Genomic DNA, 19491 nt, shown 5'->3' with positions numbered 1-19491 from the left:
ACCGCACGGGCGGGGCCCACCGGCGCCGCCCGTGCCCCCCAGAGCCTCGACGAGGAGCACGCACCCCGCGATGACCGCCAAGCCCGAGCACTCCGCAGCCGCCCCCGTCCCTGCCCGCCCCGCCGCGTCCGGCGCCGAAGCCACCGGCCCGCGCGCGGTCCCGTCGCCGCCCCTCGCCGTCGCCGTGGTCGGCCTCGCCGCCCGTCTGCCCGGGGCCTGCGGGCCGCAGGCGTTCTGGACACTGCTGCGCGAGGGCCGGGACGCCGTCGGGGAGCCGCCCGCCGACCGGTGGCCGCAGGACACCCCGGGCGTGCCGGGGGCCGGTGCGTTCCTGGACCGGATCGACACCTTCGACGCCGGCTTCTTCGGGATCTCGCCGCGCGAGGCCGCCGCCATGGACCCGCAGCAGCGGCTGGCGCTCGAACTCGGCTGGGAGGTGCTGGAGGACGCCGGCACCGTGCCCGCACGGCTGCGCGACAGCCGCACCGGCGTCTTCGTCGGCGCCTTCCTGGACGACTACGCCGCGCTGGTGCACCGGCGCGGCCCCGACGCGGTGGACCGCCACACGCTGACCGGTCTCAACCGGGGCATGCTCGCCAACCGGCTCTCCTACCAGCTGGGCCTGCGCGGGCCCAGCCTGACCGTGGACACCGCCCAGTCCTCCTCGCTGGTCGCGGTGCACCTGGCCTGCGAGAGCCTGCGCAGCGGCGAGTCGGACCTCGCCGTCGCCCTCGGCGTGAACCTGATCGCCGGGCCCGACAGCACGCTCGGGGCCGCCCGCTTCGGCGGCCTGTCACCGCACGGCCGCAGCCGGCCCTTCGACGCCGCGGCCGACGGCTACGCGCGGGGCGAGGGCGGGGTCGCCGTCCTGCTGAAGCCGCTGGCGGCGGCGCTCGCCGACGGCGACCCGGTGTACGGCGTCGTCCTCGCCAGCGCCACCGGCAACGACGGCGCCACCGACGGACTCACCGTTCCCGGCGCCGACGGCCAGGCCCTGGTGCTGGAGGCCGCCTACCGGCAGGCCGGGGTGGACCCGGCGCGCGTCCAGTACGTCGAACTCCACGGCACCGGAACCGCCGTCGGCGACCCGGTCGAGGCGGCCGCCCTCGGCCGGGTGCTCGGTGCGGGGCGCGATCCCGGAGCGCCGCTGCTGGTGGGCTCCGCGAAGAGCAACGTCGGACACCTGGAGGGTGCCGCCGGGCTGGTCGGCCTGCTGAAGACCGTCCTCTCCCTGCACCACCGCGAGCTGCCGCCCACCCTCCACCACGAGAACGCCGATCCGGCCATCGACCTGGCGGGTCTGCGGCTGCGCGTGGCGACCGACCTCGTCCCGTGGCCGGCCCCGCCGGCCGACGCCGGGGAGGGCGGGGACGGCGCCCTGCTGGCCGGGGTGAGCTCCTTCGGCATGGGCGGCACCGATGTCCACGTGGTGCTGACGTCCGCCCCGCCGGCGCCCGTCGCGCCCGCGCCCGCCGCGCTGCCCGCGCCCGTGCTGCTCTCCGGCCGCGGACCGCGCGCCCTGCGCGGGCAGGCCGCCGCCCTCCGCGCCCACCTGGACGCCCACCCCGCGCTCGGCCCCGCCGAGATCGCCGCCCCGCTGGCCACCGCCCGCACCGCCTTCGAGGACCGGGCCGCCGTCGTCGCCGGGGACCGCTCCGGCCTGCTCGCCGCCCTGGACGCCCTCGCCGAGGGCGAGGACGCGCCCGGCCTGACCGTCGGCAGCGCCGGGACCGTCGGCGGGACGGCCTTCCTGTTCCCCGGCCAGGGCAGCCAGCGACCCGGCGCCGGGCGCCAACTGCACCGCCGTTTCCCGGCGTTCGCCGATGCGCTGGACGAGACCGTGGCCGCCCTGGACCCGCACCTCGACCGCCCGCTCGGCCCGCTGCTCCTCGCCGAACCCGGCAGCCCCGAAGCCGGCTTGCTGGACGACACCGCGTACACCCAGCCGGCCCTGTTCGCCCTCGGCACCGCCCTGCACGCCTTGCTGCGCTCCTGGGGGGTGGTGCCGGACGCCGTCGCCGGGCACTCGATCGGGGAGATCGCCGCCGCGCACGCCGCCGGGGTGCTGACCCTCGCCGACGCCGCCGTGCTGATCACCGCACGGGGCCGGCTGATGTCCCGGCTGCCCCGCGGCGGCGCGATGGTCGCCGTCGAGGCGGCCGAGGAGGAAGTGCTCCCGCTGCTCTCCGGGCGGGAGGAGGAAGTGGGCGTCGCCGCCGTCAACGGCCCGCGCGCCGTGGTGCTCTCCGGCACCGAGCAGGCGGTCTCCCAGGTCGCGGAGCGGCTCGCCGCCCTCGGCCGCCGGACCCGTCGCCTGCGGGTGAGCCACGCGTTCCACTCGCCCCTGATGACGCCCGCTCTCGCCGAGTTCCGTACCGTCGCCGCCGGGCTGACGTACGCCCCGCCCGGGGTGCCGCTGGTCTCCACCCTCACCGGCCTGCCGGTCGGTCCGGACACCCTGGCCGACCCCGAGCACTGGGTCCGGCACGCCCGGCAGGCCGTACGCTTCGCCGACGGCGTCCGCAGCCTGCACGGCCTCGGCGTGCGCACCCACCTCGAACTCGGGCCGGACGCCGTCCTCAGCGCCCTGGCCCGGAACACCGCCGTGGCCGACGGGCTCGGGACGGAGGTGGTCGGGGCTGCCCTGCTGCGCTCCGGACGGCCGGAGGAGGCCACCGCGCTCGGCGCGCTCGGACTGCTGCACGTGCGGGGCGGCCGGGTCGACTGGCCGGCCTACTTCGGGACGGGGACCGGCCCTGCGGCGGCCCGGCCGACGGGGCTTCCCACCTATGCGTTCCAGCGGGAGCGGCACTGGCTGACCGCCGGGCCCGAACTCCCCACCGCCGCACCGGACACCGGTCCTGACACGGCCACGGCCGGGCCCGGACCGGTGGCCGAGCCCGTACCCGCCGCCGGTCCGGAGCCGCGCCGGCGGCCCGGGCGCGACCTGCTGGAGCTGGTCCGCGCCCAGGCGGCCGTCGTGCTCGGCCACGTCACCCCGCACACCCTCGGCGGGGGCAGGACCTTCAAGGACCTCGGCCTGGACTCGCTCGGCGCCGTCGAACTCCGCGACCGCCTGGCGGCGGCCACCGGGCGGGACCTGGCCGCGTCCGTCGTCTACGACCACCCGACACCCGAGGCGCTGGCCGAGCACCTGCGCGGCGACGACCGCGCCGACGGCCTGGCCGGGGTGGCGGTTGCGCCTGTGGCGGTGGACGAGCCGATCGCGATCGTGGGGATGGCCTGCCGTTATCCGGGTGGGGTGGGTTCGCCGGAGGATCTGTGGCGGCTGGTGGCGGAGGGGCGGGACGCGATCTCCGGGTTCCCGACCGATCGCGGCTGGGACCTCGACGGCCTCTACGACCCGGACCCCGACCGGCCCGGCACCACGTACACCCGGCACGGCGGATTCCTGGACGCCGCCGGCGGCTTCGACGCGGAGTTCTTCGGGATCTCGCCGCGGGAGGCGGCGGCGATGGATCCGCAGCAGCGGTTGCTGCTGGAGTCGTCCTGGGAGGCGCTGGAGCGCGCCGGGATCGACCCGGCCGCCCTGCGCGGCACCCCGGCCGGCGTCTACGTCGGCGCGACCGCGATGGAGTACGGCCCCCGCCTCTACGAAGGTGCGGACGGCGGGGACGGCTATGTGCTGACCGGCAGCACCACCAGCGTGATCTCCGGCCGGGTGGCGTACGCGCTCGGTCTGGAGGGGCCGGCGGTGACGGTCGACACGGCCTGCTCGTCCTCGCTGGTGGCCCTGCATCTCGCGGGCCAGGCGCTGCGCTCGGGTGAGTGCTCGCTCGCGCTGGCGGGCGGTGTCACCGTGATGGCCACCCCTGGCATGTTCGTGGAGTTCAGTCGGCAGCGGGGTCTGTCGGCGGACGGTCGGTGCAAGTCGTTCGCGGCGGGTGCGGACGGGACGGGGTGGAGCGAGGGGGTGGGTGTTCTCGTTCTTGAGCGGCTTTCCGATGCTCGGGCGAGGGGGCATCGGGTGTTGGCGGTGGTGCGTGGGTCGGCGGTGAATCAGGACGGTGCGAGTAATGGTCTGACGGCGCCGAACGGTCCTTCGCAGGAGCGGGTGATCCGGTCGGCGTTGGCGTCGGCGGGTCTGTCGGCCGGTGATGTGGATGCGGTGGAGGCGCACGGGACGGGGACGCGGTTGGGTGACCCGATCGAGGCGCAGGCGCTGCTGGCCACGTACGGCCGGGGCCGCGCGGAGGATCGGCCGTTGTGGTTGGGGTCGTTGAAGTCGAACATCGGGCATGCGCAGGCGGCTGCGGGTGTCGGTGGTGTGATCAAGATGGTGCGGGCGATGTCGGAGGGGGTGTTGCCGGCGTCGTTGTACGCGGATGAGCCCTCGCCGTTGATCGACTGGTCGTCGGGCGGGGTGGAGTTGTTGTCGCGGTCGCGGGAGTGGCCGGAGGTGGGGCGTCCGCGGCGGGCGGCGGTGTCGTCGTTCGGGATCAGCGGGACGAACGCGCATGTGATCCTGGAGCAGCCGCCCGTGGAGCCTGCAACGGAGTTGGAGTCGGTCGCGGCTCCGGTGACGGTGTGGCCGGTGTCGGCGCGCACGGAGGGTGCGTTGCGGGAGCAGGCGGGGCGTCTGCTGGCGTGGGTGGCGGAGCGGCCGGAGCTCGAAGCTTCCGGTGTGGGGCGGGCGTTGGTGTCGTCGCGGTCGGCGTTCGAGCGTCGGGCGGTGGTGCTGGGGTCGGACCGGGCCGAGTTGGTGGCGGGGCTTGCGGCGTTGGCGTCGGGGGCGGAGTCGGCCGGGGTGGTCCAGGGCGGGGCGCTCGGTGGGCGGACGGCGTTCGTGTTCACCGGTCAGGGCAGTCAGCGGGTCGGTATGGGGCGTGAGTTGTACGAGGCGTTCCCGGTGTACGCGGCGGCCTTCGACGAGGTCTGCGCGGCGTTCGAGCCGCATCTGGAGCGTTCGCTGCGGGAGGTGGTGTTCGAGGAGACGGGTCTGCTGGACCGCACCGCCTACACCCAGCCCGCCCTGTTCGCCGTCGAGGCCGCACTCGTCCGGCTGCTGGAGTCGCACGGCATCACCCCGGATCTCGTCGCGGGCCATTCGATCGGCGGGGTGGTGGCGGCCCATGTGGCGGGGGTGTTCTCGCTGGCCGACGCGGCGGCGCTGGTGGCCGGTCGTGGCCGGTTGATGGAGTCGGCGCGGGCCGGTGGTGCGATGCTGGCGATCGAGGCCGCCGAGGAGGAGGTGCTGGCCGAACTGGCCCGCCGCGAGGGTGTGTTGTCGCTCGCGGCGGTGAACGGCCCGCGCTCGGTGGTGGTCTCGGGCGACGAGGACGCCGTCCTGCATCTTGCCGAGGTGTGGCGCGAACGCGGGCGTCGGGTAAGGAGGCTGACGGTCAGTCATGCCTTTCATTCGCCGCACATGGACTCGGTGCTGGCGGAGTTCCGGGCGGTCGCCGAGACGGTCGAGTACCGGGAGCCGCTGATCCCCGTCGTCTCGGACGTGACCGGAACCCTCGCCACGGCCGCCGAACTGGCCGACCCCGGCTACTGGGCCGGGCACATCCGCTCCGCCGTCCGCTTCCACGACGCCGTCCGCGCCCTCCGCGAACAGGGCGCCAGCACGATCGTCGAGATCGGCCCCGACGCCGTCCTCACCGCCTTCGTCCGGGACACGCTGGACGACGACACCGGCACGGCAGCCGTCCCGCTGCTCCGCCGCAACCGGCCGGAGGCGCACGGCCTGGCCCTCGCACTCGCCCGGCTGCACACCGCCGGCGCCCCGGCCGACGTGCTGCTCCCGCTGCTTCCCGGGCCGACGCCGGCCCTCGACCTCCCCACCTATGCCTTCCAGCACACCCACTACTGGGTGTCGCCCCGGCCGGCCGCCGACGCCGCCGCCCTCGGCCTGTCCGAGGCGGATCACCCCCTGCTCGCGGCGGCCGTCGGACTCGCCGACGACGGGGGGCTGCTGCTCACCGGCCGGATCTCGCTCGCCGACCGGACCTGGCTCGCCGACCACGACATCCTCGGCACCCCGCTGCTGCCGGGCACGGCGTTCCTCGAACTCGCCCTCGCCGCCGCCGGGCGCCTCGGCACGGACGCGGTCGACGAGTTGACCCTGCACGCCCCGCTGCCGCTGCCCGCCGGCGGCTCGGTCCAGCTCCAGATCGCGGTCGGCCCGCCGGACGAGCAGGGCCGCCGGACGCTGGCGATCCATGGCCGCCCGCACCGGTCGGGCCAGGGAGCCCAGGACGACAGCGAAGGCTGGACCCGGCACGCCGACGGTCTGCTCGGCGCCCCCCAGGCCGTTGCGCAGGCGCCGACGCCGACCGCCTGGCCCCCGTCCGACGCCGAACCGCTGGACGTCGACGCGCTGTACGGCCGGCTGCTCGGCCACGGCTACGCGTACGGCCCGGCCTTCCAGGGCGTCCGCGCGGCCTGGCGGTGCGGCCCGGAGCTGTTCGCCGAACTCGCGCTCGACGACCAACAGGCCCGGGACGCCGCCGACTACGGCGTCCACCCCGCCCTGCTGGACGCCGCCCTGCACCCGCTCGTCGACGCCGAGGCGGCCGGGCAGGACGTCGGCGCGACGGGCCTGCCGCTGCCGTTCTCGTTCGGTGCGGTCCGGCTGCACGCCCAAGGCCCGGACGTCCTGCGCATCCACTGGGCGCCCGCCGCCGAGGGCGGCTCCACGCTGACCGCCGCTGACGCCGAGGGCCGGCCCGTGCTGTCGGTCGGGGCACTGGCCCTGCGCAGTGCACCACGTGTGGCCGCGTCGGCGACCGACAGCCGGGGCGCCCTGCACCGCGTCGACTGGCAGCCGCTGCCCGGCGGCGCCCCCGTCCGCGACGCCGCCGTCGGCCGGGTGCTGGTCCTGGGCCGGGCACCGGAGGGTCTGACGGAGCTGCCCGCCGTACCCGACCTGGAGACGCTGCTGTCCGCCCTGGAGGCGGGCGAGCCCGCACCCGACGCCGTCCTCGCCGTCCTGTCCGACGCCGCCCTGTCCGACGCCGGCCCGGACGCACCCGGCTCGGAGCAGCCCGGCCCGGACGTGCCCGACGGGGAGACCGCCGGCCCGGACGTCCCCCGGGCCGCTCGCGGCCTGGCCCGCGCGGCCCTGCTCCTCGCCCAGCGCTGGCTGGCCGAGGACCGGCTGACGGGCAGCCGGCTGGCCTTCGTGACCCGTGGGGCGGTCGGCGCGCTGCCCGGGGACACCGTGGCCGCACCCGCCGCCGCCGGCGTGTGGGGGCTGGTCCGCAGTGCGCAGACCGAGAACCCGGGCCGACTGCAGCTCGCCGACCTCGACGACGAGCCGTCCTCGGCGGCGGCCCTGCCGGCGTCCCTGGCCACCGGGCTGCCCCAACTCGCCCTGCGCCGGGGAGTCGCACTCCTGCCGGTCCTGGTACCGGCCGCCCCCGCTCCGGCGGACCCGTCGCCCGATGCCGGTCTCCCCGACCTCACCGCCGGCACGGTCCTGATCACCGGTGGTACCGGAGGGCTCGGCGTACTGCTCGCCCGCCACCTGGTCACCCGGCACGGGGTGCGGCACCTGCTGCTGGCGGGCCGCCGCGGCGGTGCGGCCGAGGGCGCCGAAGCGCTCGCCGACGAGCTGTCCCGGCAGGGCGCCGAGGTCCGGTTCGCCGCGGCGGACACCGGCGACCGCGAGGCCCTGGCCGCCGCCCTCGCGGCGGTGCCCGCCGACCGGCCGCTCACCGCCGTCCTGCACCTGGCGGGCGTGCTGGACGACGGCACGCTCGCCACCCTCGACGGCGAGCGGCTCGACCGCGTGCTCCGCCCGAAGGCCGACGGCGCCTGGCACCTGCACGACCTGACCGCCGGGACGGACCTGAAGGCCTTCGTCCTCTTCTCCTCCGTCTCCGGCATCACCGGCACCGCCGGGCAGGCAGGCTACGCGGCCGCCAACACGCTGCTCGACGCCCTCGCCCAGCACCGCGCGGCCCGCGGCCTGCCCGCCACCTCGCTCGCCTGGTCGCTCTGGGCGCAGGAGGAGGGCATGGCCGGCGCGCTGGACGCGGCGGGCATCCGCCGCTGGGAGCGGAGCGGCCTGCCGCCGCTGGACGTCGCGCGCGGCCTGGAGCTCTTCGACGCCGCCCTCGCCGACCCCGCACCGCTGCTGGTACCGGCCAGGATCGATCGTGCGGCGTTGCGTGCCCGCGCCGCCGAGGGTCCGCTGCCCGCCCCGCTGCGCGGCCTCGTTCCCGGTCAGGCCCGCCGCAGCGCCGCCGCCCGGGGCGCCGGCGCCGCGGCCGGCGGGTGGGCCGAACGCACCGCCGCGCTGCCCGAGGCGGAACGGGCGAGGGTGGCGGGCGACCTGGTCCTGTCCGTGGTGGGCGCCGTCCTCGGGCACGACGGCTCCGGTGTGGTGGAGGCCGGCCGGCCCTTCAAGGACCTCGGGGTCGATTCGCTGACCGCGGTCGAACTCCGCAACCGCCTGAACGCCGTGACCGGCCTGCGCCTGCCCAGCACCGTCGTCTTCGACCAGCCCTCGCCGGCCGCCCTCACCGCCAGGCTGCTCGACGAACTCGGCAGCGCCCGGACGGCCGTGCGGCCGCAGGCCGTTCAGCGTGCGGTGGCGGTGGACGAGCCGATCGCGATCGTGGGGATGGCGTGCCGCTATCCGGGTGGGGTGGGTTCGCCGGAGGATCTGTGGCGGCTGGTGGCGGAGGGGCGGGACGCGATCTCCGGGTTCCCGACCGACCGTGGCTGGGACCTCGACAACCTGTACCACCCCGACCCCGACCACCAGGGCACGTCCTATTCCCGTGAGGGCGGATTCCTGCACCGCGCGGCCGACTTCGACGCGGAGTTCTTCGGGATCTCGCCGCGGGAGGCGGCGGCGATGGATCCGCAGCAGCGGCTGCTGCTGGAGTCGTCCTGGGAGGCGCTGGAGCGCGCCGGGATCGACCCGGCCACCCTGCGCGGAACCCCGGCCGGCGTCTTCGCCGGCGTGATGTACAACGACTACGGATCCAGGCTCCAGCGTGCCCCCGAGGGGTACGAGGGGTACCTGCTGACCGGCAACACCTCCAGCGTGATCTCCGGCCGGATCGCCTACACCTTCGGCCTGGAGGGGCCGGCGGTGACGGTCGACACGGCCTGCTCGTCCTCGCTGGTGGCCCTGCATCTCGCGAGCCAGGCGCTGCGCTCGGGTGAGTGCTCGCTCGCGCTGGCGGGCGGTGTCACCGTGATGGCGCGGCCGGACACCTTCGTGGAGTTCAGTCGGCAGCGGGGTCTGTCGGCGGACGGTCGGTGCAAGTCGTTCGCGGCGGGTGCGGACGGGACGGGGTGGAGCGAGGGGGTGGGTGTTCTCGTTCTTGAGCGGCTTTCCGATGCTCGGGCGAGGGGGCATCGGGTGTTGGCGGTGGTGCGTGGGTCGGCGGTGAATCAGGACGGTGCGAGTAATGGTCTGACGGCGCCGAACGGTCCTTCGCAGGAGCGGGTGATCCGGTCGGCGTTGGCGTCGGCGGGTCTGTCGGCCGGTGATGTGGATGCGGTGGAGGCGCACGGGACGGGGACGCGGTTGGGTGACCCGATCGAGGCGCAGGCGCTGCTGGCCACGTACGGCCGGGGTCGCCCCGAGGGCCGGCCGTTGTGGTTGGGGTCGTTGAAGTCGAACATCGGGCATGCGCAGGCGGCTGCGGGTGTCGGTGGTGTGATCAAGATGGTGCGGGCGTTGTCGGAGGGGGTGTTGCCGGCGTCGTTGCACGCGGATGAGCCCTCGCCGTTGATCGATTGGTCGTCGGGTGGGGTGGAGTTGTTGTCGCGGTCGCGGGAGTGGCCGGAGGTGGGGCGTCCGCGGCGGGCGGCGGTGTCGTCGTTCGGGATCAGCGGGACGAACGCGCATGTGATCCTGGAGCAGCCGCCCGTCGAGCCCGTGCCGGAGCGGGAGTCCGTCGCGGCTCCGGTGACGGTGTGGCCGGTGTCGGCGCGCACGGAGAGCGCGCTGCGCGCGCAGGCCGGACGGCTGCACGAGCACCTCGCCGAGCGGCCCGGAGTCGACGCCGGCCGGGTCGGCCACGCCCTCGCCGCCACCCGCGGCGCGCTGGAGCACCGCGCCGTCCTGGTGGGCTCGGCCCGGCCCGACCTGCTCGACGGGCTGCGCGCGCTGGCCGCCGGCGAGGACAACCCGAGTGTGCTGCGCGGCCGTACCGCCCCTGGGCGCACCGCCTTCCTCTTCACCGGCCAGGGCAGTCAGCGGGTCGGTATGGGGCGTGAGTTGTACGCGGCGTTCCCGGTGTACGCGGCGGCCTTCGACGAGGTCTGCGCCGCGTTCGATCCCCATCTGGAGCGTTCGCTGCGGGAGGTGGTGTTCGAGGAGACCGGTCTGCTGGACCGCACCGCCTACACCCAGCCCGCCCTGTTTGCCGTCGAGGTCGCGCTGCACCGGCTGGTGACCTCCGCCGGGGTGCTGCCCGACCTGGTGGCGGGGCATTCGATCGGCGGGGTGGTGGCGGCGTACGTGGCGGGGGTCTTCTCGCTGGCGGACGCGGCGGCGCTGGTGGCCGGTCGTGGCCGGTTGATGGAGTCGGCCCGTGCCGGTGGGGCGATGGTGGCGATCGAGGCCGCCGAGGAGGAGGTGCTGGCCGAACTGGCCGGCCGGGAGGGTGTGTTGTCGCTCGCGGCGGTGAACGGGCCGCGCTCGGTGGTGCTCTCGGGCGACGAGGACGCCGTCCTGCAGCTTGCCGAGGTGTGGCGCGAACGCGGGCGCCGGGTGCGGAAGCTGACGGTCAGTCATGCCTTCCACTCGCCGCACATGGAGCCGGTGCTGGCGGAGTTCCGGGCGGCCGCCGAGAAGACCGGGTTCGGGGAGCCGCTGATCCCCGTCGTCTCGGACGTGACCGGAACCCTCGCCACGGCCGCCGAACTGGCCGACCCCGGCTACTGGGCCGGGCACATCCGCTCCGCCGTCCGCTTCCACGACGTTGTCCGCACCCTCCACACCCAGGGCGCCACCCGGTTCCTGGAACTGGGCCCCGACGCCGTCCTCACCGCCTTCGTGCAGGCCACCCTCGGCGACGCGGTCCCGGTCGGCACGGCGGCCGCCCTGCGCCGCGACCGTCCCGAGCCGCAGACACTGGCCACCGCGCTGGCCCGGCACGCCGCCGACGGCGCGGACGTCGACTGGGCGGCCCTGACCGGCGTGTCCGGCCGGATCGCCGACGCCCCCGACCTGCCGACCTACGCCTTCGAGCACCGTCGCTTCTGGCTCGACCCCGACGCCGTTCCCGCCGACCCGCACGGCGTCGGCCTCGACGCCGCCGGCCATCCGCTGCTCGGCGCCGAACTCCACCTGCCCGAGAGCGGAGGCCTGCTGCTCACCGGCCGGCTCTCGCTCGCCGCCCTGCCCTGGCTCGCCGACCACGCCGTCACCGGCGGTGTGCTGCTGCCCGGCGCCGCCCTGGTCGAACTGGCCCTGCGCGCGGGCGAGCGGGCCGACGCCCCCTACCTGGAGGAGCTGACCCTGGAAGCACCGCTCGGCCTGCCGGCCGAAGGCGCAGTCCAGATCCAGCTCTCGGTGGCCGCCCCCGCCGACGGCCGCCGGGCGCTCGCGGTGCACTCCCGCCCCGCCGGGGAGGACGAGGCCCCCTGGACCCGGCACGCCTCCGGGGTGCTCGCCACCGCCGGCCCGGCCGACGACGAGAGCCTGCCGTCCTGGCCGCCCGCCGAGGCGGCCGCCCTGCCGCTCGACGACGTCTACCACCGGCTCGCCGACGACGGGTACCACTACGGCCCGGCCTTCCAGGGGCTGCGGGCCGGCTGGCGGGCCGAGGACGGCACCCTCTACGCCGAGGTCGCGCTGCCCGAGGAACAGGCCGGTACGGCCCCCGCCTACGGCCTGCACCCGGCGCTGCTGGACGCCGCCCTCCACCTGGTCGCCCGGTACGGCCGCGCGGTCGTACCGGACGGCGCCCCCGCGCTGGTGCTGCCCTTCGCGTGGAGCGGCGTCGCCGTGCACGCGGTCGGCGCCGCCGCCGCCAGGGTCCGGCTGCGCCCCGTCGACGGCGGGTACGCGCTGACCCTCGCCGACGCCGCGGGCGCCCCCCTCGCCTCGGTACGGCGGCTGGACCTGCGCCCGGTCGAGCCGTGGGCCCTGACCCGGGCCCTGCGGAGCACCGCCGACCGCTCGCCGGAGCGCTCGCTGTACACCCTGGTCTGGCAGCCGGAGTCCATGGGACCACTCACCCCTGAATCGTCCGCAGCGCCGGCCGGCGAGGCCGCCGTGCTGGCCGTGACCGGGGAGCCGCCGGACCTCGCGCTGCTGCCGCGGACGGTCGCCGTCACCGGCCTGGCCGCCCTGCGCGCCAGCGCCGGAGCGGGCGCCCTGCCGCCGGCCGTCCTGCTGCCCTACAGCACTCCGGCCGGCGCGGCCGACCCGGCCGCGGCCGCCCGGGAGGCCGTGCGGCAGCTGCTGCCGGTGCTCCAGGAGTGGCTGGCCGAGGAGCGCTTCACCGGCTCCCGGCTGGTGCTGCTCACCCGGGGCGCGGTCGGCACCGCCGACGGCGGGCACGAGCCGGACCTCGCCGCCGCCGCGGTGCGCGGCCTGTTCCGCTCGGCGGCCGCCGAACACCCCGGCCGGGTCGCCCTGCTGGACGCCGAGCCCGGCGTGCCGGTACCGCCCGCGGCCTGGCACCCCGACCGCGAGCCCGAGGTGACGGTGCGCGGGCACGACCTGCTGGTGCCGCGGCTGGCCGGGGCCGAGGCGCCGGCGGAGCAAACCGGCGAGGACACACCCGCGTTGGGAGAAGGGACGGTGGTGCTCACCGGCGCCTCGGGCGCGCTCGGCGGCCTGGTCGCCCGGCACCTGGTGCACCGCCACGGCGTCCGCGGTCTGCTGCTGCTGAGCCGCCGGGGCACCGTCGAACCGGGCCTGGCCGAGGAGTTGACGGCGGCCGGGGCGACCTTGGTGGCCGCCGCCTGCGACGTCGCCGACCCGGACGCCGTGCGTGCCGCGCTGGCCCAGGCCCCCGAGGGCCTGCCGGTCACGGCCGTGCTGCACGCTGCCGGAGTGGTCGACGACGGCGTCACCGAGGGGCTGACCGCCGACCGGATCGCCGGCGTGCTGCGGCCCAAGGCCGACGGCGCCTGGGCGCTGCACGAGGCCACCAGGGACCTACCGCTCGCCGCCTTCGTCCTGTTCTCCTCGGTCGCCGGTCTGCTCGGCACCGCCGGCCAGGGCCCGTACGCCGCCGCCAACTCCTTCCTGGACGCGCTCGCCGTGCACCGGCGACGGCTCGGCCTGCCCGCGCTCTCGCTGGCGTGGGGCCTGTGGGACGGTGACGGCATGGGCAGCCGGCTGGCCGCCGCCGACCTGGCCCGCCTCGCCAGGACGGGCATCGCCCCGCTGCCACCGGCCGAGGCGCTCGCCCTGCTGGACGCCTCGCTGGCCGCGCCGGAGCCGCTGCTGGCACCCGTCCGGCTCGACCTGACCGGCGGCGTGGCCGCCACGTTGCCCGCGCCGCTGCGGGCACTGGTCCGACCCGCCGCCCGGCGCGCCGCGGCCGCCGCGCCGGCCGCCCCGACCGGCGCCGCCAGCCTGGCCGCGCGACTGGCGGCCCTTCCCGCCGCCGAGCGGGGCGTCCTCCTGCGCGACCTGGTGCGCGGCGCCACCGCCGCCGTCCTCGGCCACAGCGGGCCGCACGCGGTGGAGGAGGACCGCTCGTTCACCGAGCAGGGCTTCGACTCGCTGGCCGCGGTCGAGCTGCGCAACCGCGTCAACGCCGCGACCGGCCTCAGGCTGTCCAGCACCCTCGTCTTCGACCATCCGAGCCCCGCGGCGCTCGCCGCGCACCTGCTGGCCGAACTGCTGCCGGAGGAACCGCTCGGGAAAGGCCCGCAAGGCGCCGAGGCACCGTCGGGGCCGGCCGCCGGAGCGGGCGCACCGGACGAGGACCCGATCGCGATCGTCGGCATCGGCTGCCGCTACCCCGGTGGGGTGCGCTCACCGGAGGACCTCTGGCGGCTGGTCGAGGGCGGGGTCGACGCCGTCGGTCCCTTCCCCGAGGACCGCGGCTGGAGCCTGGAGCGGCTGTACCACCCCGATCCCGAACGGCCCGGCACGTCGGCCGCCCGGGAGGGCGGATTCCTGTACGACGCCGCCGACTTCGACCCCGCCTTCTTCGGCATGAGCCCGCGCGAGGCGCTGGCCACGGACCCGCAGCAGCGGCTGCTGCTGGAGACCGCCTGGGAGGCCGTGGAGCGGGCCGGGATCGACCCGGCCGCCCTGCGTGGCACCCTGACCGGCGTGTTCGCCGGGGTCATGTACGACGACTACGGCTCCCGGCTCAGCCAGGCCCCGGTGGCCCCGGACGGCTACGAGGGCTACCTGGTCAGCGGAAGCGCCGGGAGCGTCGCGTCCGGCCGGGTGGCGTACGCGCTCGGTCTGGAGGGTCCGGCGGTGACGGTCGACACGGCCTGCTCGTCCTCGCTGGTGGCCCTGCATCTCGCGAGCCAGGCGCTGCGCTCCGGCGAGTGCTCGCTCGCCCTCGCGGGCGGTGTCACCGTGATGGCGACGCCGGCCACCTTCGTGGAGTTCAGCCGGCAGCGCGGCCTCGCCCCCGACGGTCGCTGCAAGCCCTTCGCGGCTGCCGCGGACGGCACCGGCTGGGCGGAAGGAGCGGGCCTGCTCGTCCTGGAGCGGCTCTCCGACGCCCGGCGCAACGGACACCCCGTGCTCGCGCTGGTCCGGGGTTCCGCCGTGAACCAGGACGGCGCCAGCAACGGCCTCACCGCGCCCAACGGACCTGCCCAGCAGCGGGTGATCCGGGCGGCGCTGGCGTCGGCCGGCCTGTCCGCGGAGGATGTCGACGCGGTCGAGGCGCACGGCACGGGGACGCGGTTGGGCGACCCGATCGAGGCGCAGGCGTTGCTGGCCACCTACGGCCGGGAACGGCCCGAGGCCCAGCCGCTGTGGCTGGGGTCGATCAAGTCCAACATCGGTCACACCCAGGCGGCCGCGGGCGCGGCCGGCGTGATCAAGATGATCGAGGCGATCCGGCACGGGCTCCTGCCCGCGACCCTGCACGTGGACGCCCCGAGTCCGCACGTCGATTGGTCGTCGGGTGGGGTGGAGTTGTTGTCGCGGTCGCGGGAGTGGCCGGAGGTGGGGCGTCCGCGGCGGGCGGCGGTGTCGTCGTTCGGGATCAGCGGGACGAACGCGCATGTGATCCTGGAGCAGCCGCCCGTGGAGCCTGCACCGGAGTTGGAGTCCGTCGCGGCTCCGGTCACCGTCTGGCCGGTGTCGGCACGCACGGACGAGGCGTTGCGGGAGCAGGCGGGGCGTCTGCTGGCGTGGGTGGCGGAGCGGGGGGATGTCGAACCTGTTGCGGTGGGGCGGGCGTTGGTGTCGTCGCGGTCGGCGTTCGAGCGTCGGGCGGTGGTGCTGGGGTCGGACCGGGCCGAGTTGGTGGCGGGGCTTGCGGCGTTGGCGTCGGGGGCGGAGTCGGCCGGGGTGGTCCAGGGCGGGGCGCTCGGTGGGCGGACGGCGTTCGTGTTCACCGGTCAGGGCAGTCAGCGGGTCGGTATGGGGCGTGAGTTGTACGCGGCGTTCCCGGTGTACGCGGCGGCCTTCGACGAGGTCTGCGCCGCGTTCGATCCCCATCTGGAGCGTTCGCTGCGGGAGGTGGTGTTCGAGGAGACCGGTCTGCTGGACCGCACCGCCTACACCCAGCCCGCCCTGTTCGCCGTCGGAACGGCACTCGTCCGGCTGCTCGCCGGGTTCGGCGTGCGGCCCGACGCCGTCCTCGGCCACTCGATCGGCGCGGTCGCCGCGGCCCACGCCGCCGGGGTGCTCACCCTGACCGACGCGGTCGCCCTGGTGGCGGCCCGCAGCCGGCTGATGGACGCGCTGCCGGCCGAAGGGGCCATGCTCTCCTTCCGCGCCGATGAGGCCCAGGTCGCCGCCGCGCTCGACGGATACGAGGCACAGGCCGCGGTGGCCGCCGTCAACGGCCCGCTCGCGACGGTCGTGTCGGGCGAGGAGGACGCCGTGCTGGCCGTCGCCGCCCGGCTCTCCGCCCAGGGGGTGAAGGCCAAGCGGCTGAAGGTCAGTCACGCCTTCCACTCCCCGCTGATGGAACCGATGCTGGACGACTTCCGGACGGCGCTCGCCGGGCTCTCCTTCGCCCCGCCGGCCGTCCCCTTCGTCTCCGACCTGACCGGCCGCAGCACGGACCCCGACGAGACCGCGGCACCCGACTACTGGGCCCGGCACGTGCGTGGGGCGGTCCGGTTCGCCGACGGCGTCCGGACCCTGCGCGGGCTCGGCACCACGCGGTACCTGGAGATCGGCCCGGACACCGTCCTCACCACGCTCGTCCCGGACATCCTCGCCGCCGACCGGGCCGTCGACCCGCAGCAGCCCCCCGCCGTCACGGCGGCGCTGCTGCGACGCGGCCGGCCCGAACCGGCCGCCCTGGTGGGCGCACTGGCCGCCGTGCACACGGCGGGCGGCCGCGTCGACTGGAGCGCCCTGCTCGGTACGCCGAGGCCCGGCGCCGACCCGGCGGCCCAGCTGCCGACCTACGCCTTCCAGCGCACCCGGCACTGGCTCGACGCCCCCGCGCCGGCCGGTGACGTGACCGCTGCCGGCCTCACCACCGCCGATCACCCCTTCCTCGGCGCCGCCGTGGAACTCGCCGACGGCGCGGGCACCCTCTTCACCGGGCGGCTCGCCCTGCGGGAGCACCCGTGGCTCACCGGGCACACCGTCGCCGGTGCGACCGTGCTGCCCGCCACCGCCCTGCTCGACCTGGCCCTGCACGTCGGGCTGACCACGGGCGTGCCGGTCGTCGCCGCCCTGGACCTGCACGCGCCGCTGCTGCCGCACCCCGAGGAGGCCGTCCGGCTCCAGATCACGGTCGGCCCGGCCGGCGCCGACGGCGAGCGGGAGATCCGCGTCCACGCCCGCCCCGACACGGCGGCCGAGGCGCCCTGGGTGCTGTACGCCTCCGGGGTCCTCGCCCCGGCCGACGGCACCGAACCGTCCGTCGCGGCCGGCAGCTGGCCCCCACCCGGTGCGGAGCCGGTCGGCCCGGACACGCTCTACCCGGCGCTCGCGGCCCACGGCCTCGGGTACGCGGGTGCCTTCCGCGCCGTCACCGCGGCGTGGCGTCATCCCGACGGCAGCCTGTCGGCCGAACTCGCCGCCCCCGACGAGGGCGGACGCGCCGCCGACCGCCGCTTCGCCGTGCCGCCCGCCCTGCTGGACGCCGCCCTGCACCCCTGGGCCCACGCCGGCCTCCCCGAGGACGGCCGGCCGACCCTGCTGCTGCCGTCCGCCTGGCGCGACGTCAGGCTGCACCCGGGCACGGCCACCGGGCCGCTGCGGGCACGGGTGGTCCCCGAGGACGCGCACCGCGCGGCCGTGACGCTTTACGACGGGACGGGCACCCCGCTGCTGCACGCCGGGGCGCTGGAACTCGCCGAAGTCCCGGCCGAGCGCTTCGTCGCGGCGGGCGGCGGAGACCCGCTGCTGGTGCCGGGCACCGCCGTGCTGGCCCTGCCGGCCACGGACGAACCGGTCGCCGTCGTCGGCGCGCCCGGGCTCGCCGAGGCGCTCGCCGCGTCGGGGCGCCCGGCCCGGCCGTACCCGGCGCTGCGGGAGCTGGCCGCCGACGCGGGCCACCCGGTGCCGCCCACGGTGCTGCTGCCGCTCCCGGCCGGACCGGCGGACGCCGCCGTGCCCGACCGGGTCGGGGCCGCCACCGCATGGGCGCTGACGGCGCTCCAGGAGTGGCTGGCCGAGGAGCGGTTCGAGTCCGGCCGGCTGGCCGTACTGCTGCCGGGCACCGAGCCGGGCACACCGCAGGCCCTCGCCGCCGCCGCGGTGGGCGGGCTGGTGCGCTCGGCGGCCACCGAGCACCCCGGCCGGGTCCTGCTGGTCGACACGGACCTGCCCGCCGACGACCTCGGGCGGCTGCCGGCCGTCCGCTGGCCCGACGACGAACCGCACGTGCTGCTCCGCGAGGGCCGGCTGCTCGCCCCCCGGCTCGGCCGCTCCGGCCCGGGGACCTCCGAGCCCGCCCGGCCCGCGTCCGGCGGCTTCGGCGACGGCACCGTGATCGTCACCGGCGCGTCCGGGGCCCTCGCCGCGACCGTCGTGCGCCACCTGGCCGCCGTCCACGGGGTGCGCTCCCTGCTGCTGCTCAGCCGCGGCGGCACGGTGGCCCCGGGGCTGGCCGAGGAACTGGCCGGGCAGGGCGTACAGGTGCTCGCCGCCGCCTGCGACGTGGCCGACCCGGCCGCCCTCGCGCGTGTCCTCGCCCTGCTGCCGGCCGGTCCGCCGGTCACCGGGGTGCTGCACGCGGCGGGCGTGCTGGACGACGGGCTCGTCCAGGGGCTGACCGCGGAGCGGGTGGACGGCGTGCTGCGGCCCAAGGTCGGTGGCGCCTGGGCGCTGCACGAGGCCACCAAGGGCCTGCCGCTCGCCGCCTTCGTGCTGTTCTCCTCGGTCGCCGGCGTGCTGGGCACCGCCGGGCAGGGTGCCTACGCGGCCGCCAACTCCTTCCTCGACGCGCTGGCCCTGCACCGGCACGCCGAGGGGCTCCCCGCGCTGTCCCTGCCCTGGGGACTCTGGGAGGGCGAGGGCATGGGCAGCGCGCTGGGCGCCGCCGACCGGGCGCGGATCGCCCGGGTGGGCATCGCCCCGCTGTCGCCCATCGGCGCGCTCGCGCAGCTGGACGCGGCGCTGACCGCGGGTCGGCCGGTGGCGGTCGCCGTCCGGCTGGCCGCGCCCGGAGCCGGCGGGCCCGGCTCCGGTCCGGCCGCGGCGCTGCGCGCCCTGCTCCCCGTCACGGGCGCCCCCGTCGGCCGTCCGGCCACCGCCGGCGCCGCCGCGGGCCAGGACCAGGCGGCCCGGCTCACCGGGCTGGACCCGGCCGAGCGCGGACGCGCCGTGCTGGACCTGGTGCGCCGCTACGTCGGCGAGGTGCTGGGCCACGCCGACCTCGGGGCCGTGCCGGTCGACCGGGGTCTGCTGGACCTCGGCCTGGACTCGCTGACCGCCGTCGAACTGCGGGGCCGGCTGGGAGGCGCGCTGGGCCTGCGGTTGCCCAGCACCCTCCTGTTCGACCACCCGACCGCCGGCGCCCTGGCCCGGCATCTGGAGGGCCTGCTGGCCCCGCCGGCCGAGCGGGCGGGCGTCGTGGCGCCGGTGCTCGCCGGGATGGCGGAGCTGGAGTCGGTGCTCGCCGACCCGGCCGCGCCGGCTGCCGACGGCGCCGAGCTCGACCTGCTGGCGGACCGTCTCCAGTCGGTCCTGGACCGGATCCGGGCCGCCCGCGGAGGGAACGTCACCGGGTTCGCCGACCAGCTGGACGGCGCCGACGACGACGAGCTGTTCGACCTGATCGACGGGGAGCTCGGCCGCCAGTGAGGCATCGCCCCGCCGGCCCCCGGGCCGGCGGGGCGGCCACGCCGCGCTCGGCCGGCGGGGGGGAACACGCCGAAGCCGGGGTGGTCGGGCGAACACACCGAAGCCGGGGTGGCAGGTCGGAGGAACCG

The 19491-nt window shown here is 77.0% G+C and carries 1 protein-coding gene; it reads left to right on the top strand.

What is annotated here, in order from left to right:
* Window positions 1-70: 70 nt before the first annotated feature.
* The gene (locus OG689_RS04830; protein ID WP_266318014.1) at window positions 71-19363 is read left to right on the top strand and encodes a type I polyketide synthase; all 19293 of its coding nucleotides are present in this window, start codon (window positions 71-73) and stop codon (window positions 19361-19363) included.
* The last annotated feature ends 128 nt before the right edge of the window (window positions 19364-19491 follow it).

Source organism: Kitasatospora sp. NBC_00240 (assembly GCF_026342405.1).
In the GTDB taxonomy this organism is placed as follows: domain Bacteria; phylum Actinomycetota; class Actinomycetes; order Streptomycetales; family Streptomycetaceae; genus Kitasatospora.
Note: the sequence above shows the minus strand (reverse complement) of the source record. Positions and strands in the feature narration are given on the sequence as shown.